The following is a 21,470-nucleotide window of genomic DNA, read 5'->3' as shown; positions in this document are numbered from 1 at the left end:
TCAAATAAAAGGTCTATATTCTGTTTTGAAAGCACATGTGTCAAATATGCAAAATCCTCCCTTGAACTTTTGCTTCTTGATAATCACTTTATTTCCATATGCTACAGATGGCTTGGCAAGCTCCAAACCTATTCCGGCTGTACCGCCAGAAATAATAACTGAGTTGTTTTTGTGTTCATATTCTTATTTTTTGAGATTAATTTTACTAATGATCAGCTGCTGCGACCACAATTTTTTTTATTACTTTTCCGCATGGAGAAAAATAACAGCAGAGGTAGAGATAGTGCAAATGCCGCCCCGATGAAAAGATAAGCGTCGATATAACTTAACATGAAAACCTGTTTTTGCACAATCATATCCATTAGGCCGATGGCCCGATGCTGCGCATCACCATGCCCAAAACCTTTAGTTTGAAAGAGAGCTGTATACTTATTCAGTCTTTCTACAACTGAATTATTTGTGTAGGTGATGTTTGAAACTAAATCTGACCTGTGCTGGGCCATTCTTCTGACAATAAACGTATTGATGATAGAAATACCAAAAGACCCGCCCAGCTGTCTCATCATATTATTTATGGCTGTTCCCTGCGGTATATCTTCGGATCTTAATGACGAAATTGCAAGTGTAGAAAGGGGAACCGTCAGCAAAGCCATTCCCAGTGCCCTGAAAATCAAATTAACTGATATTGTCGTGAACGGGACTTCTAAAGTTACCCTGGACATCGACCAATTGAAATAGATGAAACAACAGAAGCCGATGAATACAACTAATGCAGGTGGTACACCTTTCTGTAGCGCACGCCCTGTAATTATCAGCGCAAACACGGCTATAATAGATCCAGGAAGGAGCATTAAACCAGCCATTGATGGGGTAAACTGTAAAAGCCGCTGAGCAAATACCGGGGTCAGATAAATGGAAGTAAACATCCCCATACCGGTAATAAAAGTGAGCAACGCAGAAATACTTAATGAAGGAGATCTTAAAATAGATAATTTCACCACAGGCTGTGCTGTGGTAAGTTCCCTGTAAACAAAAAGAAGAAGTGAAAAAAATGCAATAACTGCAAGTATGATGATATACCGGGTTTCAAACCAATCTTCTGTTTCCCCACGTTCAAGAATGGTCTGTAAAGAACCAATTCCTGCGATCAATAATAAGATTCCTGCCCAGTCTATTTCTTTGACCTTTTTTCTGGTTGGCGACTCCGGAAGAATCCGATAACAGATAATAGCCGTAATGATGCCGATAGGAATATTAATATAAAAAATCCATTCCCAGGAAAAGTTATCAATTATGTGTCCACCAAGTGTTGGCCCGATCGTCGGTCCGATAAAAACACCGATACCAAACAGGGCACTCGCAATATTTTGTTTTTCTTTTGGAAAGCATTCGTAGACCACCGTCGCAGAGACAGAGAGCAATGCCCCTCCGCCGATACCCTGAAAAAAGCGAAAAGCCACCAGCTCCCATATAACTGAAGCGTTGCCACACATAAAAGAACATAATGTAAACAGTACAAGGGAGCCGATATAGTAGTTTCTTCGCCCCAGGTTATTCACAAGAAAACCCGTCATCGGAATAATGATAACGTTTGCGATGCCGTAAGAAGTCACCACCCAAGAAGTATCTTCCAATGTTGCCCCCAAGCTTCCGCTCATATGATTGATTGCCACATTGACAATAGACGTATCAATCAATTCCATGATAGCCGCTGATATAACGGTGATGATCAAAAGTATTCGATTCATTTTTTTATTTATAATTATTTAAACAATTATATACCATTCGGTATATAATTGTTTAAATAAAATCATTAAGATAGTTAAGGTTGTTTTTGTATTGTTGCCCCGGCTGTTGTTTCCGAATCCAAGTTAGCCCATCGACTTGTAGATGGGCAGATATATTAGTAAACATATTCCAACTTTAAAGGCCTCCATGTGCCTCGATCGTTAATTTTAAGAGATTGTTCATAAATTATTATCGTATTATTTTGTGGCCATACAAAGTTGAAGCATCATTTATACATTTATTGATTCGGTTGGACACAATCGAGATGTTACCCTGAAATACTGCAACTGCCGATTCATTCCGCTCGGAAAAATTACCGTATATCGGTCCTTTAGTCAGTTTAGTCACTTCCTGAATATCAGTTAACGCCGTATTTTCATATCCTTTAATATGGAATACCTGTGCTGATCTCTGAATGATAATTTCTCTTGTTTTTTCTGCTTTTGGCATCTTGATAATTACTATTGACAAAAACTTTAATCGTGTACAAATATATAAAAATATAATACCGTTCGGTATATTGTTTCTTATTTTTATTGATTTGTTACATATTAAAGACTCCACATTTGAGGCATTATCCAAATAATCTTTTTAAAAAAAAAAGACCGGTCGTTCTATTTTTTTTAATTAACTTTGTTCTGGGCAAGAATTATCACTGATGAAAACTCAAAAATCCGAAAATACCAAACAGCTGATCATAGAGAAAACTTCGACCGTTTTTAATGTGAAAGGCTATGCGGGTACATCCATAAAAGATGTAATGAGCGCCACTGGTCTTTCGAAAGGTTGCGTTTATGGTAATTTTGAGAATAAGGATGAGATTGCATTAAGCGTATTTGACTATAATTTTGCTAAGGTAACGCAGCATATGAAAGAACGTATTTTAGCAACTAAAGATTCACTTGAAAGGTTGTTGGTTTATCCTCATACCTATAAAAACTATTTCAGGTATCCGTATTTACAGGCAGGATGCCCTATTTTAAATACTGCCACGGAGGCTGATGATACACATCCGGCACTGCAGAAACGCGTACAAAAAGCCCTGGCATTTTGGAAAACATCTATCGAAAATCAAATCAAACGCGGCATAGAGAGAAATGAAATAAAAGCAGATACCGACCCTACCGAAATTGCTGTAGTGATGATCTCGATGATCGAAGGTGCTTTTATGCAGGCAAAGGTCAACAAGCATATGACAGAGCTTAATATAGCAATGTCCTATTTAGAGAGAATGATCAGGAATCTGAAAGCATAATTTTTTTTTGCTTATGAAAAGACCGATCGGTTTATTTCAATAAATATTATACTAAAAAACGAATAGAATATCATTAAAACTAAATTACCATCTTAAAGTTATGCCAACACAAATCAGGCTCGCAACAACCGGAGATTATCCAGGAATCATGGAAATCTGGGAATCCGCTGTAAGAGCAACTCACGACTTTTTGCTTGAGGAAGATCTTTCCTTCTTTAAACGAGCTATTCCAAAGGATTATCTCCCTAACCTCGAAGTATTTATCCTTATTGAAAACGGGAAATCTATCGGATTTTCATCGGTATCAGAAGGAAACCTCGAAATGCTTTTTATTCACAATGACTACCGTAGCAAAGGATATGGAAAGCATCTATTTCAATTTATGGATGAAACGCAAGGCATTACAAAGGTTGATGTTAATGAGCAAAATTATCAGGCTAGAGGATTTTATGAAAAATTAGGGTTCAGAGAAGCAGGGAGATCCGAAAAAGATGGCTCTGGTAAAGATTATCCGATTATTCATATGCTAAGATGAAATGGTCATAATTATGACAACACTATAATTATTAATAATAAAATATATAAAAATGATTGAAGGATTATATGAGACACACATTCAAGTAAGCAACTTGGAAAACGCAGTTCAGTTCTATACTCAAATATTGGGACTTGAGTTTGCGCACTATGATGAAACCCGGCCGATTGCGTTTCTTTGGATCGGAGAAAATAAAAAGGCCATGCTCGGACTTTGGGAACAACAAGGAGATCTCCATAAAACACATTTTGCATTCAGCTGTTCCAAAGATTTTATTTTAAATAACGCAAATACTTTTTTAGATAAAAACGGATTAAAAGCCTATAATTTTCTCAAAAATGGAAGCAATGAACCAATGGTTTTTGCCTGGATGCCCGCACTTGCTCTTTATTTTGACGATCCGGACGGAAATCAACTCGAATTTATCCATATTCTAAAAGGTAAATGTCAGCCAGAACTTGGCGTACTTAGCTACAAAGAATGGCAAAAAATCAATTCACTTTAATAGATTAGATACCATATGAATGCAGAAGACGATTATTTGGAAATAAACAGGGAATCTTGGAATACCAGCACAGAAGCTCATATCCATTCTGATTTTTATGACCTGGATGTCTCAAAAAAGAATCTTGTAGATACGGAGCAATAAAATTTTATATTGTCCTTAAATTAAAATAAGCTATTTCTTCAAATTATATGTTTTTCAGGTTAATAATTCTTTATCTGTCATTTCTTCCATTTGCTGTTCATGCTCAAAATAGGTATGTATTTTTTTTTGCATAATAAATTTTTGGAAGAAAATCCGTTAAATGCACATCATCCTAAATACGGACCAGCGGCATATACAGCTATTTTAGAAAAACTTCAATCTAAAAATTCTGTCATACTATCTGAAAAAAGAAAGGCCGGCACTAATCCCAAGAAATATGCAAAAAAAATGATTCTTAAAATTGACAGCTTACACAGCGATGGAGTTCCTTATGACCATATTTCAATTGTTGGAACGTCTCAGGGAGGTTATATAGCTCAATATATCTCCTATTATGCCAAAAATCCAGCGTTGAAATTTGTTTTTATTGGCTCAAGCTTTAAAAATGATTCGATGAATAAAGATCAAAAGCTCAGGCTCTACGGGAAGATTTTATCGATTAATGAAAAAACCGATGTTGACGCTGAGTTATTATCAAGGCAACTTAGATTTAAAAATTCTGATTTAAAATCTTTTAAAGAAATTACTCTCAACACAGGTATGGAACACGGTTTTCTATTCAGGGCATTAGACGAGTGGATAATACCTGCCAAAGAATGGATAAGCAGTAATAACCTATAAATTTATAGTAATGAAAGAAGTAAAGCCACAATCATTTGTCAGATGGTTCGATCGACAATTTGATTCAAACACAGGCTCGGAATATTTTGACGAATTTCTAAAACTCCTTGAAGATTTTCCGGCTGTTTTAAATCAAGTGCTGAAAAGTTGTCCTACAGAAGTTTCAACCCGCAAAATGGGAGATAAATGGTCTGTCAATGAGAATATAGGACATTTAATCCTTTTAGAAGATCTATGGCGAATCCGTTTTAGAGATATAATGAAAGGAAAACCGGATATGTCCACTGCCGATTTAAGCAATACAGCAACTGATCAATCTTCTTTCAACAAAATGGTGGTTGAAGAGCTTATTAACGATCTAGTCAGCGAAAGAGAAAAAACAATTGTAATGCTTCAGAAATTGAGTGAAGAAGATTTATTGAAGACAAGTATGCATCCGAGGTTACAACAACCCATGAATATCATTGACCTGATGCATTTTGTTGCAGAGCATGATTTGCACCATTTGCACACCATCAAGTCAATAATAGGAACCATGTAAAACAATATAATTTTTTATTAAAAAAAAGACTGACTGGTTTATTTATATAAATACAATAATTCCGTATATGGCAAAACTATCAATACTAGATTACCTAAATAAATTGATAAAAAGTGAAATTACCGGCGATATGCATACGCATATGCATTACCCGACACCAATATCAAAAACATTGGGCATAAACATTATAGAGGCTGGTTTAGGTACAGCGACCGTTCAGATCAATACTACAAAAGAACTGCACAGTAACCAACAGGGAACCATTCACGGAGGACTGCTTTGCGAATTGGCTGACGCAGCCATCGGAACCGCACATTCGACTCTTATTCAGGAAGGCGAAACTTTTACATCCGTAGAATTGAAAATCAATTTTTACCGGCCAGTTTTCGAGGATATACTTACTGCCAAAGCATCGCCTTTGCATAATGGAAAAAACTTAAATCATTACCGATGCGATATTTTTCGCAGTGATGGCAAAACAGCAGCTATGGTAACGAGTACAGTCATGACTTTAAGAGGTGATAAAGCGAAAGGACGGTAATGCAGTTCTTATTATACAACAACATTATATACAGAAATATTCATGAATAAAACGGTCTTTAAAAGCCCTGAAGCAAAAAACAAAATTATCCGGGCTTACGACGATGCAATAACAAATTCGTCATTGAATTTGAAAGCCAATGTCTTGAAAACAACTTTTGGTGACACCCATTTTTTGGAGGCAGGAAGTCAACACCAAGAAATCGTCATCTTACTGCATGGCGCGTCTTCTAATGCAACGTCATGGTTATCCGACATAGCCGAATATTCAAAACAATATAAAGTCATAGCAATAGACATTATCGGAGAGGCAGGAAAGAGTGCAGAAACCAGACCTTCTTATGAAACAATAGATTTCGCAGAATGGCTAAAAGAGATTTTCGACAGCCTCAATATCAACAAGGCAAATATAGTCGGATTATCGCAAGGAGGATGGTTGTCATTGCGATTTGCAACAAGTTATCCTGAATTAGTTGACCGGCTGATTTTGCTGACGCCTGCAGGAATAATTCCTACCAAAACAACATTTATCATAAAAGCCATCCTCTATTCCCTTTTGGGAACAACTGGACGTATCAGGATCAATAGACTGGTCTTGGGAAGCCAGCGTGTAGATAATAAGATTATTTCATTTATGGATTTAATACAAACCAATTTTAAGGCGAGAATAGAAAAAGAATACATTTTTTCAGATGACGAACTCAGTCGTTTGACTATGCCAGTGTTATTCATCGGCGGAGAGCAGGATGTAATACGCTCTACCCAGAAAATTGCCAGGAGATTGCAAAATATTGTGACAGACTTTACCATAATAGTCATCCCGGAAATGGGACATGTCTTGACTGGATTGGTACCACGAATATTCCCTTTTTTAAACAAAACAAAACACTAATTAATTGCACTACTCTGATGAATACGCAAATAAACTAAAGTCATCTCAAGATTCCATTTGATAACCTGGAAATCTATATCCTTTCCGATGGATTTCGCTATCCATCGAATGGGCGGAAACTGTTGATAAAACCAACGATTGGATCGTTGAGCCATCTGTTGTTCTTTCATTTCCATTATTCCTCAGAGGAAAAATACCTTAAAGAATTGGATACAAATCAACAAGGTATACTTAATGCTTTCCTTACGATTGCAAATTCTTTAGAAGAATCTGGATAGATACATTAAAAAGAGCACTTATTATCACTATTTTTCATATTTTGTCTTTAACTTCAATTTAAACAAGAAATTATGACCAAGTTCCTATTCGTTCTCATTTTCACCTTTTTGGCAATCAGCAATAATTATGGCCAAAACATTCGTTTAAAATTTAAAGTCTATGCGGATACCTTGCCAGCATATAGTTACGTATTAATTAATAATGATGTCTTTAAAACGGAAGTTAAAAGTGGAACTTGCGAGTTTGTAATAAACAAGATTCTTGATAAAGGTCATTTCAATTTTGCGCAACTAGCCCTATCAGACAGTGTATTCACAAACCGAGAGGATTTCTCCAGTTTTTTCCGTAGACACCAGATTTTCCCACCAAACTTCTTGTATTCTTTTATTATTGATTCCAATGATCTAACGATGGATATAAATATAAACACACATCAATTAAAAGTATATGGAAGCGATTTGAACAAACAATTTACTGAATTTGAAACCACAGCAAAAACGCTCGATTTAACCAATATTCCAGTTTTAGAGGAACAGATTAAGGGTGATAACAATAGAATGACCGAATTCCTGAAAATTTTTACAAAATATTCGGCAAATAAGCTCAGCGAAGAGCATCTCACATTTCTATTGGAATACCCTAGCTTATCTTTTTACAATTCTAGTACTGTATTCCAACATAAAGATTCGATTTATCAGCTCATTCAGCTGCTGAAGAAAGAAAACTCTCCATATTTTGACAGTGAACGGGTTTTAAAAAAATATCAGGATATGGTTACATTATATAAACCAAAAGAAAATGTACCTGTCCCCAATTTTACCATAATAAACTCGCGTGGAGAAAAAAAATATATCAGGGAACTTTACGATAGTACTGAATACCTAGTTATTGATTTTTGGGGTACATGGTGCGGCCCCTGTATAGCTCAGCACCCTGAGCTACAGCGCATCGTGAATGAATATAAGGATAATGGAAAATTTAAATTTTTAGGCATAGCTGTTAATGACAAATTTACAACATGGAAGCAGTATTTGGAAAAACATCCTTATACCTATGAAAACTACATTTTTGAGAACAGAGATTACCCCAACCTTCAAAAGGAATTGGGTATATATTCATTTCCACGCTATGTCATCGTTAATACAAAGGAAAACAGGGTTGTCCGATCCAATTTTAAAATTGATCAACTTCGTGACATATTAAATACGTTGTAACTATACTATGGTATCCGCCTGACGAACTATAGGTCAGTTGGTTTCTTGAAGTTGTGCACGTGAAGGTCTTTTATATTTTTAAGGTCTCTTGATGATATTTGCTTTCATATCTTCATGCTTTTATAAGTTTTCATTAACACAAATATCGATTGTAGTACTAAGATCTATTCCCTAAAACTAATAAAATAACACACTCTCCTTATCCGGCCCTTCACTGCGCGATGCTCGAAGAGTCCGCTCATGAGAGTTCTTGCGGATTAAAGAGAATACAAATTAAAATGGTGCTGCTTAAATATGGTGCTGCTCTCGTCGATTTCCTTTTCGCTATACCAGCCTATTCTTTTTTCTACTAGTCAACTTCATTGATGTTGCTCACTTTTACAGCAGGCATCGTCTTGAAAATGTCCTGCATGTACTTTCGATGATTGGCCCCAGCTAGGACTACAACTCTTTTCGCCCCTACTACCTTAGCCCTGTTGACAACATTATGGCACATGCCCTCATTTCTCATAATCCACCAATGTATTTTTGACAGCATTTCTTCTTTGGGAAATCCATTCATATTATATAGAACAGGCAAGTAAAAATCTCCCGAGGCGGAAATCTCCGCGGCCTCATCCGTATTCAACCATTCCGTTACCCTATTTGAAGACTCTTCGACATGAGCATATTTCTCAAAACCCTTGTTAATAGCTATCAAGGCTGATTTTAACTGATTTTTAGAGGAATCGGCCATATCTTTCCTGAACAAGACAAATTTCGCGTCAAATGCTCCCCACGATGCTTGCCAATTCAGATCATAGTCCTGGCAATCCATAGCCATCAGTCCTCGATGCCTAGCTCCTGCATCATCGGGAAGGCGATATAGGCATACTCAGAAGTTTTTAGCCTTCTCATACTTCGTCCAGTGGTATCTGCCCCAGGGCTAAGCAATTTTTCGATATCATGTTCTATTTCAGCATTAGGTTGATGCCGCAGGAAATTATAAACTTGCCAAAATTGATAATGCCCATTTGCCACATCTTGATCAAGATAATAGGCATGCGCTAAATCGACTTTTACACGATAATCATTGGGTTGCTGATTGGATCGTTTCTTCAAGCTGTCAATAGTATGCTGCAGTAATACCTCTTTTATAGGTCGATTGTTCTTAAGTTTGTTTAGCCGGTTTATATTCGGTTGTTTGCACCAATAATCCATCAGCAACCGCTCGTCTTCGCTACTCAGGAACTCGCCAAAAAAGGCGTCAGGCTTAAATTTTCTAATTTTATGATGGATGCTGGAAAAATCCTGGGTAGGATATTTACTATAATCATGGGAAACACCGATTAATAAAACCTCAATATCCTGTGCTTTTGCGTTGATCGAGATTAAGAAAAATAAATAAAAGATATACTTCATATTTTGTGCCTTCTTGTTTCGTTATTGGATGTTTCCTTATTCAGCTACACACTTGGCATTACGGTTTACAAATTAGCTTACAAGCACTTATGCCATCTACAGAATTAAAAATACAAATAAATACGTATAGTTTAACCGCATCGGCCTATAATCCTTTTTTACCCGCTAACCAGTAGCCGTGTAAAAAAACATGCCATTGGTTTTTTGTTTAATGACTTTTCTAAGCAGCTGAGCCGATTTGGCGTTACCCGTCAACACGAAGTTAGCTTCTTGCCAATCCGGGGTATTGACCATTAGGAACTTGCTTATCCACTGGATTAATCGTGGTTTTTGTTACGAAATGGCAGAGCGATGTTTACCTCCGCTCGGTAAACATCGCTAGCAAATTATCAAGTCCGTCTTCAGCGTGCAATATTTCAGTGTTTTGCAACGTATCTTTTGTTATTGCTGCCGCCCTTGCCTGCATTTGTCTTTCGTAATTTGAAATTGCAGTCTGAATATCCGGAAAATGGTCGCATGTCAGATTCTCGGCCAATTCAAAAGCATCCTGCATCGCCTGGTTTACACCCTCACCGGCATATGGCGGCATACGATGAGCTGCGTCACCAAGCATGGTCAAGTTTGATAATGTTGTCCAAGTCTGGTCTAACGGAAAGTGGTATTGTGGTCGCGGCATAAACCACATTTCATTACTTGCAAAAAGTTCATGCCATTTTTCGCTCCAGTAGGAGAACGCGACTTTAAACCAATCAAAAACCTGTTGCTTGTTATTAAAGTCAATGCCACTTTCCTGCGTCCAATTTTCGGGAACTTTACAACCGGTATAAAACGATAAACTGCCCTCTCCTTTTGCACTTAAAATAATGGATTGTCCGTTTCCAAGCGCAAAGACTTTTCCGCCTTTTGTTATTTCCCAAAGTTTCGGTGTGTTTTTTTCGGCCTCGTAGATATTTCCTTCAACAATTGTAACGGCAGAATAAATCGGCTTAATATCGGTTAGGTAAGGGCGAATTTTTGAGTTTGCACCGTCGGCTGCAATGACAAGGTCAGCGTAAAAAGATTTTCCGTTTTTGAAATGCAGCAGCCAGCCATGATCCTGTTTTACCATTGAAATAAACTGACTGTCCCAAACAATGGTATCTTCATGCAGTGCGTTTATTAAAATATCACGCAAAGGGGCACGATCAATTTCAGGGCGATCTTCCTGATCCTTATCTTGAAGCTCGTGCTCATCCATTTTGATAATGGCCTGCTCGTCCAACACCCTTAAACGTCCCGCGTCGGGTCGAAAACTAGCTTTAAATTCGTTCATCAAATTTGCTCTTCGAAGAGCTTCCAAACCACTTTCTTCGTGCAGATCCAGTGTGGCTCCCTGCTGGCGAACTTCTTTATTGCTATCACGTTCATATACGGTTACATTTACTCCTTTTAATTGTAAGAGTTTGGCTAATGTGAGTCCGCCAGGACCACCGCCAACAACTGCAACTTTCTTGTCTTGTAATTTCATATCCAGTAAAATTTATTTTTTTTGACTGAACAAAATTACGTGGGCCTGAGCGTTGAAAATTGTATAAAACGCTCATTTTGGTTCTTCAACAGTTCTTTTGGTGAAACACCAGCAAGTTTCTTGACTTCTTTAATAAAATGGGATTGATCGGCAAAGTTTTGTTGTGGAAACAATTTGCCTTCTTTGATATGCTGAAAGGAAGCACGGAAGCGGATAATATTGCAATATGCTTTTGCCGTAAGTCCAAACTGCTGATCGAAATAACGGTTGATTTGTTGCCGACTCCAAAACGATTGCGCGGCAAGTTCTTTAATTGTAATCGCCCCGTTTGATGCATAAATGAGGTCGAACAGTGTCCGTTTCCTGTTGTCAACTTCAAGCGGCAAAAGCGACTGTATTTTATTTGTCGCTTTCGCACAGAACGAATCAAAGTTATTCAGGTCGTCGGCACTAAAGTTCCAAAAATTGGGAGGCAAGAGAGTTGCCCTATCCACCAAGTTGACGATGTTGGTCTGAAAAACAGATTGGACTGCAAGCGGGTTAAAACTGATGGCGTAAGTCTGTCGCAAAGGCGCAATGATAGCCTTCCCCGGCTGAGTTTGGATACCCAAAAGCGTCACGTGGAAAGACTCTGTTGCAGATTGCGTGAAAAATAGATCAACTCTTCCGTCTGGCAATACTACAACCTCTCTATTACAATCCGATTGGTTTTGTAAAAGCCAAAAGCTTTCAACAAAATCCGCTAACGACTTGTCAGGTTTTATTGCTTGGTATTTTAATTCATTTTCCATTGTTTTAGTCCGTTTATAAGCCATAACCTTCCTCTCAAAATTTATTACGGCACATCAGGTTAAAAGTCCCACACCTCCAATCAAAATTAAGGATTATTATATAATCAAATATGAAATAGATCAAACACTAAGCCTATTCGGATGAGGGTAGCGGCAATCCTTGTTTTTCAATGACAAATGCTTTAAGCTCTGCCATTTTTCCATCTTCGAATCGCCAAATGTCGCAATAATCGAAATGATCATATTTTCCGTCCTTATTTCTCAACCGAATTTCTCCGGTCACCATAACAAAATCACCTTCCTCAATAGATTTTTCCACATCAAAAACCGGCGGTTCCTGATAGAACTCTTTCAAATAAGCGCGAACTTCTTCTTTCCCATGGAGAATACGCTCACCTATAAAAACCCATTTCGTCTCTGCAGTACAATAAGCTAAGAAGCTTTCATAATCTCCTTTGGCAATAAATTCATTGGCTGTGTGTAAAATCGTTATATTTTTCATTTTCAGCTAGTTGTTTTGAATCATCAATTTTTGTCGGTCCACACGTTTTAAATGTTATAGTGATCAGTATGATACGCCGCTACGTTCATAAAACCACTCAGGGGAACAAGTTGTTTTAAACGATGAAATAAGATATATTCAATGCTATGACGAACTACAGAGATCAGCATTTAAGTAACTACTTCTCTTTCCTAAAAACAAATATCGCGCAAATCGCTGCCAGTAAAAGGCACCCGCCGAACACCTGGAATGCGCTTTCCAGACCGATATTGATAATCAGGCTCAGTAAAAGGCTCCCAAGGCCATAACCCGAGAAAAGAAAGAATGCAAAAAGTCCTGTCGCCGCTCCTTTTTGCGCACTGAATGTGGTGACAATAGCAGCAAACAAAGGATGCGAGAGGTCAAATCCGAGTGAAAGTAAAGCCACTAAAACACAGGATGCTGCAAGATTTAGATTTTGGCTGAGCAGCAATACGGTAAGTGCCCCCAAAAATAAACCTAAAGGTATTATTCTCTGTCTTCCATAGTGGTCCGCAAGCTTTCCGAGTAGTGGACCTAATAATAGGCCCGGAATACCATACCCCAACAAGGCTAGCCCAATCTGTAATTCGTCGAGGCCATAGTTTCTATAGAAAAAATAAGCCAGCCAGGCAAAAATACCACCATGGAACATCCCGTTAAACAAAACATAGAAATAGGTATGCCTAGCTCTTCCGCTCGACAGGATATTACAGAAGACGAGGAAAATGTTCTCCTTAACTCCACGGATCATCTCATTTGCTTTAAATATGTCCTTTTGATACATGACAATCAGCAGCAAAATAAGCAGCGCGATGCTCGCAACGCCAATAAAAAGCCATTGCCAACCGACCAGCGATGTGATCAAAGCGCCTGCGCTGGATCCGAAAGCTGTGCCACCTGCCATGTTACCAAAGAATATCCCAAGCGCGTGCCCCCGTTTTTCGTACGGGTACCGATCGCTGATCCAGCTAATGGTTGTGGGGGCAATACCGGCGGCACCGATGCCGGTCAGCAAACGAAGGAAAATCATCTGGTTAATTCCATGGGCGTAAGCGGTCAGTAATGTCAATACGGAAAAGATGACTAGGCACAGCGTAATTATCCGGAACCTGCCAAAGCGATCACTTAGAGGCGCATATACCAATGTAAACAATCCATAGCCGAGCAGGTAAGATGGTTCAATAAAACTCACATGCCGGGTAGTCGTACCAAACTGTTCGGATAGCAGTGGAAGCAATGGCGCGACCATGAATCCCTGAAAAAAAACAATGAAAGTTGCCAAAGAAAGAATATAAACCGGAAACATAGATACGTCTGTGGCCGTTCTGTCATTTGTAATTAATTTGTACATTTCTATTATTTGTTAAATGATACAAATTTCAAGAATGTTCGCCGCAGAAGACTTATACGGATTGAGGCGATAATTGGACTTTTTATCGATTTAAATAGTAAGTGGACTTTTCATAAGTTGCAAAGCGTCTTGACGGTATGCTGTAGGAGTTAGACCCGTCATCTTTTTAAAAAACCGGTTAAAATAATTTGCTTCATTAAATTGTAATAGATCAGCTATTTCTGACACCTGCAGATCGGTGTGTGTTAAAAGACTTTTTGCTTCCAGCACTAGCTTTTCATTAATATGAAACAACGCCGTGTGCCCGGTATATTTTTTTACTAAAAAATTCAAATGGCTAGCTGTGAGATTCAGTTCATCTGCGATTTTTCGAACCGTTGGCCTTCCTTCTTTTCGTATATCGGGGGCGTCAATAGCATAAGCATCGAGCACTTTTCTAAACTTGACCATCAGGGAGGCCTGTTTTAACTGAAAAGGAGTTTTTACCTCCTTATCTTTATAATACAGACGACGGATTTGGATAAGCAATACCTTTAATAAAGTTTGCATCATTTCAAAATTATCCTCCTGTCCCGATTTCATTTCAAGAAGCAGCGTTTCGGCTGTATGCGATACCTTGTCCATATCTTGCTGCGAAAGCCTCAGAAGTGAATTGGCCCCACGCATAAAAAATGGGTAATCTTTTTCAAATTTGGGTTTTAGAGGGTCTATTCCAGCAAATTCGGACGTAAAACAAATGAGATAGCCATAAATCGTTTCCTCACGCTGCCAGCTTTCCATTTTACCGGGATATGCGAAGTAAATACTGTTAGCTGAAGTATAGATGGTTTCGTCAGGAAGCAGGAATCTGGGCCCCTGTGTCTTGCAGATTAAAATACGAAAAAAATTACCTCGGAAAAGCGGCATGAAAAGCAATTTGCCTTTTGCCTGGTCTTCAATCCGCATGACGTTAAATAAATCATTCACAGGTGTGCCAATCCTAAAAGTATCGAAAAATTGACTAATGGTATCGAGCCATGGAATTAAAGCCTGTGTCTTTTTGTTTTTCATGCATTAAAGAAATCTATCAAATTTAGCCAATAGCGCGCTATAAAATAAAGAAATTATCAACTTTGACTTAGCGAAAAGTTTAAACCTCGTTAACCCGAATCGCGATTATTAACTAAATCATATACAAGTCTTTCATACCTAGTTATTGCTGTCATTTATCAACCATTTTTTCAAAAGCTCCAGCAATGTTTCTTTAACAAAAGGCTTCACAGCAAAATCATCCATTCCACACGAAATGCACCTTTCCTTTTCGTCCTTAATATTACTGGCTGTCAATGCTATAATTGGCGTATGTATCCTCCCCTCTTCATTTCTTCTAATCAATCCAGTTAACTCATAACCATTCATTTCAGGCATCTGTATATCCATGAAGACCAAATCAGGCCTATTCTCCTTGAACAATTCAAATCCCATTACCCCATCGACCGCCTCTATGATTTCCACATTGGGAAGAACATTCTGTACAATGGTTCTAGTAAGCAACATATTAAATTTGTTGTCTTCAATAATTAAAATCTTGTATTTTCTTTCCAAAAAGGCCGTTTCTTTTTCGGCATATTTGATCGTTTCTTCATCCTGCTGTAATGCAGCAACTAATGTTGAATACAGTTGATCTACTTTAACTGGTTTATTAATACAATGAATAATATGGCTGCTTTCAGCAATACGGGCTGGGTTGGTCTCAAGGACGGATAACATTAAAACTACGGGCTGTCCAACTCCTTTGTAGAGTGACTTTTCCCTAATTTTTTTTATCGTATCGATACCGTTCATTATAGGTAGATCATTATCAATAATAATCGCATCATACCGCTCACCTTTGGCCAACATTTGAAGAACTTCAAATCCGTTATCGGCCAACGAGACATTAACTTTCTTCAAATACAACATCAATGCAATATTAGCTCGATCGGCATCTTGTCGGGCAACTATCATAACCTTTAAGGATTCTAAAAGTTTCCATTCATACACATCCCCCTTTTGCGACCTTAATGTTATTTCAAAATAAAATTGACTCCCTTTCCCATATTCGCTCTCCAATTTTAGTTTACTATCCATCATTTTTAGCAATTGATTTGAAATACTAAGTCCAAGCCCTGTTCCGCCAAATCTCTTGCTTATTGAAGCATCTTCTTGAGAAAATGCTTCAAATATTTTTTGCTGTTTTTCTGGTTTAATACCTATTCCGCTGTCCGTTACACTGAAGCGCAGCGTGGTGGAGTTTTCGTCCGAGGATAGTACATCGACATGTAGTTCAACACTTCCCTTGTCCGTAAACTTTATTGCATTACTTAGAAGATTCATGAGCACCTGTTTGAGTCGAAGTGAGTCAACCCAAACATAATGCGGTAGCGATTCTGATAAATTTACCCGAAAATCCAATTTCTTGGCCTTCCACTGAAAGTCAATCAAACTTGTAACCTGAGCAAACATCTCATACAAATCATTTTTTTCAATCGAAAGCTCCAATTTGCCGGCTTCAATTTTAGAAAAATCAAGTATATCGTTTATGATGCTCAAAAGAAGATTAGCAGACTGATCGACAATAGAAACATATTCTTTTTGTGTATCGTCTAGTTTTGTTCGACTCATCAAATCCGTAAAACCTATAATTCCGTTAAGAGGTGTACGAATTTCATGACTCATATTAGCGAGAAACTCTGACTTTGCCACGCTCCCCTGATCAGCAAGCTTTTTAGCTTTCTCTAATTCTTCTCTTTGAAGAACAATCTTCGTGATGTCTGTGGCAATGCCAAGATAACCTATAATCTGACCAGAAATATCGCGCATTGCAGTGACTGCTAAAGATACGTAAAGTCGCGTAAAATCTTTTTTTATATAAGTCCATTCTCTTTGCTCGGATCCGTAGCGCTCTGCCATCTCGACAAACACCCTAAATTCACTAATCGGATACCCAAATTTACTTTCAAGTTCCTTCGCTCGATCTTTAACTTCCCTACTGCTATGAAATAATGTCGGCGTAATTTTACCGATCACTTCATTACCTTTATACCCTAATAAATTTTCTGCGCCCCGGTTGAAAAGTGTTATCAACCCTTCTGCGTCAGTTGCTATGATAGCGACTGCAGTAGTGGCATTCAACACATTTTCGAGCAATTTCTTAGAACGAATCGATTCCGCCTCAGAACGTTTACGTTTATCAATATCCTGAAAAGTGCCATATAGTCGAACGCACTTCCCTTTTTCAAAAGTTGCTTTCCCTAGTGCTCTAACCCACAAGTTTGTACCCTGATAGGTATCAATTTCTAATTCAAGATCCCATGAAGCTCCTGTAGCGATTGCACTATTGATAGCCTGAACAATTTTAATCCTATGTTGAGGATTTTTATAAAACTCAATTGCTGTTTTAATAGTTGGACGATAATCCTTTGGAACCCCATGAATAATCTTTGTCATTTCAGACCAATCGATATAATCATCAACTAAATCATACTCCCAGCTCCCCACTCTGGCCACCTGACTGGTCATGTCTAGTGTAGATTTCGCATATTCCAATTTACTAGTTAACTGGAGGTGCTGGTTTTTCTCTTGAAGTAAGCCAAGAACTTCTGTGCACAATAATGAAAAAAGAGTCTGTTGATTATCAGAAAGCTTGTTTGAGCTACTATCCATAACGCTTAAAAAACCAACTATTTTTCCTTCGTGATTGATGAGTGGTGCTTCATAATAATACAGTATTCCAAAATTCTGGAAAATCACTGAATTGCGCTGCGAAGGAAATTCATTGCTAAGGTCTGGAAATTCTAGCGTGCCGTTGTCATCAAACACATAGTCCAAAAATACTTTATCGATACTTATATTTCCATCGACATCATGAAAATAGGTCTGCACAAAATTTTGACTGTTGTCGAATAAAGTCAACACCGCCATTTCCGTATTACAAATCAATTTCGCTTTAAGGAGCACTCCAAAAAGATCTTTCTTAATCATGGCAGCTACTAACTTATAATCATTATCCATGATGAGGTGGTAACTGTTATCGTTTTTGGGGTACTTTTGATTATGCATAAAGTTGTAATATGCTATAGAAATTTAAAGTTTATAACAAAACAACAATTTTATTTGAATAGTTTTTTAATAAAAAAAGAATTAATTCAAATTAAAATATTTTGGAGAACTAGGCATACGCGGAATCATGCGTCATCTGTTCCCTTATATTCCATTACATCAAAGACTTTGATCTGCTCCGCATACATATCAACCGTTGGCTAAAGCCGGGCGGCAGTTTTGTGTTTTCTGTTGAGTATCCGATATTCACTACTAGACCCGACCAAGACTGAATCTACGATGCAGCCGCAAACAAGTTGTACTGGCCCGTAGACCATTACTTTGGAGAAGCAAGGCGGGAAACACACTTTTTACAAAACAATGTAATAAAATAACATAGGACACTTACCACATACCTTACAACCCTGCTGGCCCATAACTTTGCGATCAACTTAGTTACTGGACCACAGCCTAACATGGAGATGGTTAACCATATGTTGCCTGAATGGCAGACGAACTCAAAAGCCCTATGATACTGATTGTGTCGGCACAAAAAAGGCCGGAATAAACCAGCCCTGATATATATAGTTATGATCCCAATAATGGGTAGTCGGTTTCAAAAAATGCTGGCCTAACAAGTGCAAATCAAGCCAGCAAAAGCAATCTTCTCATTTTTCGTATAAGAAACAATTGTAATGTCTTACTCGTTTGAAAAAAATAAAAAAACCTTGAGGAGGGGATCTCAAGGTTTTTACTACCTGTTATTAACCTAATTTATGAAAGTACTCTTATAACAATGGTTAGTTCGCCTTCGTTTGATCTTTTTATAAAAAAGTTGAGTTCGTATTCCCTGCTTCACAATTATTTTATTTAAATGAGAGCTTATTCAAAATGGTATTGTCTAAGACCAACTTAACCTATAAAAAAGAAAAAGGCCACTTAGACAGTATCCAAGTGACCTTAAAATCTTATATTGTAATCTGTTTTATTTTCCTTTAGCCTTCTCTGCCTCGATCTGCTTTACAAACTCTACAGTGACGTCCGCTAATTCGGCTATCTCCGATATCGAAAACTTATTCGAAGACAAAAGATTTTTTATTACTTCCGCCTTCCCTTCGGCTTTCCCTTCGGCTTTTCCTTCAGCTTTTCCTTCAGCTTTTCCCTCAGCCATTGCTTTTTCGCGCGCTCGTTTCAATTGCTCCTCCTGACTACTTCGGATACTCTCGGCATCCCATTTATTCCTTAAACTTACGTTGTACATCTCTCGTTCCTCCGGTTTTAGTTTGCTATACTCTGCTAACTGAAATAACTTCTCAAAAATAGGCTTACGCAAATAAGTGGAAAGTCCATTTAGCGAAGACATATTTTTGAGTACATAAAGCCAACGATCTAAATCATTAACTAACTCTGCCTCAGCTTTAACAAAGTTAACCAATTCCACATATATAAAGCCTAGATCGTCATAAAATATTTTACCATGATCTCGATAACATAAACAAATATCGTGCAGAAAATACTGCTCATCCCCCGCATCAGGCATTGCAAATCCATCCATCAGTACAATGATATAAACTTCACTAATTGCATAATTCCAAGCCCTTCGGTTGCCTTTGGGTGCCTGATCCGCTATCAATTTACTGCTGTAATAAAGCATGCGCTTTTTCAAATTATCCTGCGCCGTGCGCTGCACTTCAATAATAAAACGTTCGCCATTGTCTGCCGTACAGGTCAGATCAAAAATAACGGTACCGATATCCTCTGTATCCCCGACATGCTCATTTTTGTTATAATACAGGTCGGCAATAATCTTGCGTCCTCTAAACAGTTCGTTTAAGAAAGCGATCAGAAGATCTTTATTGGTATCTGATCCGAAAACTTTTTTAAATCCATAATCTGTTGTAATATCGATATATTTCGACTGTTTCAACTCATTCATAATACATTGTTTTTAAATTGGTTAACAATACAAATATAAGAAAAAAAACATTTTAATACTAATATTTTTAGTATTAAAATGTTAGTATGTATATGAATTAAAACAAGTTCCCCGATGAAGATCATTTTCGTCCTATTCACTCCTCGGATCGGGTTTTAGCGGCATCTTGCCACAGCGGATCACCTCAACGGAAGGGCAACCGTATTCCAGAACAACTTTGCCTTCAACCAAATAGACTCCTGCTCCACGGAGTGGATATTTGGCTAGGCTCTGCGGGAAATGGACGGTATCAAAAAAGCGTCCCTCGGCATCAAGGAAGGTTCCGAATTTCATCAGGTCGCCACGCTTGGTCTTCACAAATTTCTCACAGACAAAATCCCCCACAACGCGGATTATTTTCCCTTCGTGCAGATGAAGTTCCCTGGCAGGCATATCGCCCCGATAATCGCTTTTGGTAAGTTCGAATAGCGTACCCGTTACGCAAAAGCCAATCAGCTCCATCTCGTCGTAATAATCCTCCAAGATATCTTCTTCCAAAGGGGGAAGAATAGGCTTGCGACTTTCGGTCTCAAAGAGCGCCATACCTGCTGCCACAGGCTTATGCTTGCTCATCATCAGGTGAGCTGGCCACAGCAATTGCTTTTTCCCCCGTCCCTGTAAAACGCAAGGCACCCACACGAATCAAAATAACGACCTGCTCAATACCCGTCTGTGTCCGTTTGACAAAGTTTCCTAGACTCGTGTACTAGCCATTGGCTTCACGCTCCTCAATAATACGATGAGCCAGTTTACCTTCTAAATTGAGCAGGCAGTCAAAACCCAGGTAAATATCCTTATCCTGAATGGAGGTATTAAAGCCCGACTGATTGACACAGGGCAGGCAGATATTGCCCCCTGAAATTCGTGCTTCATTGACATAGACCTTACGATTGTAAAACCCGCCATAATTGTTGAGCACCGCAACCATAAACTCCAAAGGATAGTAGGTCTTGAGGAAAAGACTCTGATAACTCTCTACGGCAAAAGATGCTGAATGCGCCTTGTTAAAGGAATAACCGGCAAAGCTTTCCATCTGCCGCCAGATCTCGCGGCTAATCTTTTCGGGGTAGCCCTTCGCCTTACAGTTGGAAAAGAACTTATCCTCAATTTCGATCAGGTGGTCTTTGCTGCGATATTTGCCCGACATCATTCGTCGGAGCACATCGGCATCGGCCATATCGAGTCCGCCATAGGCATTGGCGATCTTCATTAGCAACATATTCTTTTCTTCAATTGACACATTATCAAATTTTTTTGCCAATCGTCGTATACCATATTTTATAAAAGAAACCAATCAAAGGTTGGCTGGCAAATGGGGGAATTTTTGGAATCTATTGGCTACTCCTGGTTTTGATAAGTACTTGTTTCTAACCAGTGATTTGAACATCATTAATCGAAAAGTAGGAAATACAGTTTTTGATATTGATTCAATTGGGCATGAATCAAAAAGCAACGATCTATCTTATGATCGTAACGAACGGATAATCAA

At 38.2% G+C, this 21,470-nt stretch carries 23 protein-coding genes; 9 read left to right on the top strand and 14 right to left on the bottom strand.

The window, feature by feature from the left end; all coding sequences use genetic code 11:
- Positions 1–212: 212 nt before the first annotated feature.
- The gene (locus tag BV902_RS12465) at positions 213–1,748 is read right to left on the bottom strand and encodes a DHA2 family efflux MFS transporter permease subunit (RefSeq protein ID WP_075992214.1); all 1,536 of its coding nucleotides are present in this window, start codon (positions 1,746–1,748) and stop codon (positions 213–215) included.
- 229 nt (positions 1,749–1,977) lie between these two features.
- On the bottom strand, positions 1,978–2,238 hold the full coding sequence (locus tag BV902_RS12460) for a hypothetical protein (protein ID WP_075992213.1): 261 nt from the start codon (positions 2,236–2,238) through the stop codon (positions 1,978–1,980).
- 208 nt (positions 2,239–2,446) lie between these two features.
- Between BV902_RS12460 and BV902_RS12455 the strand changes: the two genes are divergently transcribed.
- The 8 genes from BV902_RS12455 to BV902_RS12425 all read left to right on the top strand — a co-directional run bounded on the left by BV902_RS12455 (position 2,447) and on the right by BV902_RS12425 (position 6,881).
- A complete protein-coding gene (locus BV902_RS12455) occupies positions 2,447–3,043 on the top strand; it encodes a TetR/AcrR family transcriptional regulator (protein WP_075992212.1) in 597 nt (198 codons plus the stop codon).
- 100 nt (positions 3,044–3,143) lie between these two features.
- Positions 3,144–3,578 (top strand): GNAT family N-acetyltransferase, encoded by a 435-nt coding sequence (locus BV902_RS12450; RefSeq protein ID WP_075992211.1) that lies wholly within the window; start codon positions 3,144–3,146, stop codon positions 3,576–3,578.
- Between the two features lie 52 nt (positions 3,579–3,630).
- A complete protein-coding gene (locus BV902_RS12445; RefSeq protein ID WP_075992210.1) occupies positions 3,631–4,083 on the top strand; it encodes a VOC family protein in 453 nt (150 codons plus the stop codon).
- Positions 4,084–4,098: 15 nt separating this feature from the next.
- Positions 4,099–4,227 carry a hypothetical protein gene (locus BV902_RS28455; RefSeq protein ID WP_257787021.1) on the top strand — a complete coding sequence of 43 codons (129 nt, stop codon included), beginning with the start codon at positions 4,099–4,101 and terminating at the stop codon, positions 4,225–4,227.
- Positions 4,228–4,368: 141 nt separating this feature from the next.
- The gene (locus tag BV902_RS12440; RefSeq protein ID WP_157626042.1) at positions 4,369–4,908 is read left to right on the top strand and encodes an alpha/beta hydrolase; all 540 of its coding nucleotides are present in this window, start codon (positions 4,369–4,371) and stop codon (positions 4,906–4,908) included.
- Between the two features lie 10 nt (positions 4,909–4,918).
- Positions 4,919–5,449 (top strand): DinB family protein, encoded by a 531-nt coding sequence (locus tag BV902_RS12435; RefSeq protein WP_075992208.1) that lies wholly within the window; start codon positions 4,919–4,921, stop codon positions 5,447–5,449.
- 67 nt (positions 5,450–5,516) lie between these two features.
- Positions 5,517–5,990 carry a PaaI family thioesterase gene (locus BV902_RS12430; protein ID WP_075992207.1) on the top strand — a complete coding sequence of 158 codons (474 nt, stop codon included), beginning with the start codon at positions 5,517–5,519 and terminating at the stop codon, positions 5,988–5,990.
- A gap of 42 nt (positions 5,991–6,032) precedes the next feature.
- Positions 6,033–6,881, top strand: a complete 849-nt coding sequence (locus BV902_RS12425) for an alpha/beta fold hydrolase (protein WP_083663580.1) — start codon at positions 6,033–6,035, stop codon at positions 6,879–6,881.
- Here the strand turns inward: BV902_RS12425 and BV902_RS12420 are convergent.
- Entirely contained in the window at positions 6,878–7,051 is a 174-nt protein-coding gene (locus BV902_RS12420; protein ID WP_157626040.1) for a hypothetical protein, read from the bottom strand. The two genes, BV902_RS12425 and BV902_RS12420, sit on opposite strands and share 4 nt — an antisense overlap.
- A gap of 180 nt (positions 7,052–7,231) precedes the next feature.
- Here BV902_RS12420 and BV902_RS12415 point away from each other — a divergent pair, with 180 nt between their 5' ends.
- Positions 7,232–8,374 (top strand): TlpA family protein disulfide reductase, encoded by a 1,143-nt coding sequence (locus tag BV902_RS12415; RefSeq protein WP_075992204.1) that lies wholly within the window; start codon positions 7,232–7,234, stop codon positions 8,372–8,374.
- Between the two features lie 349 nt (positions 8,375–8,723).
- Here BV902_RS12415 and BV902_RS12410 read toward each other — a convergent pair whose 3' ends face one another.
- The 11 genes from BV902_RS12410 to BV902_RS12360 all read right to left on the bottom strand — a co-directional run bounded on the left by BV902_RS12410 (position 8,724) and on the right by BV902_RS12360 (position 21,221).
- Positions 8,724–9,197, bottom strand: coding sequence for a DUF5694 domain-containing protein (locus BV902_RS12410; protein WP_075992203.1), 474 nt, complete (start codon positions 9,195–9,197; stop codon positions 8,724–8,726).
- Complete coding sequence (locus BV902_RS12405) at positions 9,197–9,775, bottom strand: hypothetical protein (protein WP_075992202.1); 579 nt, start codon at positions 9,773–9,775, stop codon at positions 9,197–9,199. Before BV902_RS12405 ends, BV902_RS12410 begins: the two co-directional genes overlap by 1 nt.
- Before the next feature lie 355 nt (positions 9,776–10,130).
- Complete coding sequence (locus BV902_RS12400; RefSeq protein WP_075992201.1) at positions 10,131–11,282, bottom strand: FAD-dependent oxidoreductase; 1,152 nt, start codon at positions 11,280–11,282, stop codon at positions 10,131–10,133.
- 35 nt (positions 11,283–11,317) lie between these two features.
- Positions 11,318–12,073, bottom strand: a complete 756-nt coding sequence (locus BV902_RS12395; protein ID WP_075994746.1) for a helix-turn-helix domain-containing protein — start codon at positions 12,071–12,073, stop codon at positions 11,318–11,320.
- A gap of 133 nt (positions 12,074–12,206) precedes the next feature.
- Positions 12,207–12,575 (bottom strand): nuclear transport factor 2 family protein, encoded by a 369-nt coding sequence (locus BV902_RS12390; RefSeq protein ID WP_075992200.1) that lies wholly within the window; start codon positions 12,573–12,575, stop codon positions 12,207–12,209.
- A 178-nt stretch (positions 12,576–12,753) separates the two neighbouring features.
- Complete coding sequence (locus tag BV902_RS12385; RefSeq protein WP_075992199.1) at positions 12,754–13,947, bottom strand: MFS transporter; 1,194 nt, start codon at positions 13,945–13,947, stop codon at positions 12,754–12,756.
- 90 nt (positions 13,948–14,037) lie between these two features.
- Positions 14,038–14,997, bottom strand: a complete 960-nt coding sequence (locus BV902_RS12380) for a helix-turn-helix domain-containing protein (RefSeq protein ID WP_075992198.1) — start codon at positions 14,995–14,997, stop codon at positions 14,038–14,040.
- Positions 14,998–15,135: 138 nt separating this feature from the next.
- The gene (locus tag BV902_RS12375) at positions 15,136–17,979 is read right to left on the bottom strand and encodes a PAS domain-containing hybrid sensor histidine kinase/response regulator (RefSeq protein WP_172840673.1); all 2,844 of its coding nucleotides are present in this window, start codon (positions 17,977–17,979) and stop codon (positions 15,136–15,138) included.
- A gap of 1,012 nt (positions 17,980–18,991) precedes the next feature.
- On the bottom strand, positions 18,992–19,942 hold the full coding sequence (locus BV902_RS12370; RefSeq protein WP_075992196.1) for an Rpn family recombination-promoting nuclease/putative transposase: 951 nt from the start codon (positions 19,940–19,942) through the stop codon (positions 18,992–18,994).
- Positions 19,943–20,074: 132 nt separating this feature from the next.
- On the bottom strand, positions 20,075–20,614 hold the full coding sequence (locus tag BV902_RS12365; protein WP_157626038.1) for a hypothetical protein: 540 nt from the start codon (positions 20,612–20,614) through the stop codon (positions 20,075–20,077).
- 73 nt (positions 20,615–20,687) lie between these two features.
- The gene (locus tag BV902_RS12360; RefSeq protein ID WP_157626036.1) at positions 20,688–21,221 is read right to left on the bottom strand and encodes a helix-hairpin-helix domain-containing protein; all 534 of its coding nucleotides are present in this window, start codon (positions 21,219–21,221) and stop codon (positions 20,688–20,690) included.
- Positions 21,222–21,470: the final 249 nt, after the last annotated feature.

It is taken from the genome of Sphingobacterium sp. B29 (assembly GCF_001952815.1).
GTDB lineage: Bacteria > Bacteroidota > Bacteroidia > Sphingobacteriales > Sphingobacteriaceae > Sphingobacterium > Sphingobacterium siyangense.
This window is presented reverse-complemented; position numbering and strand designations above follow the sequence as displayed.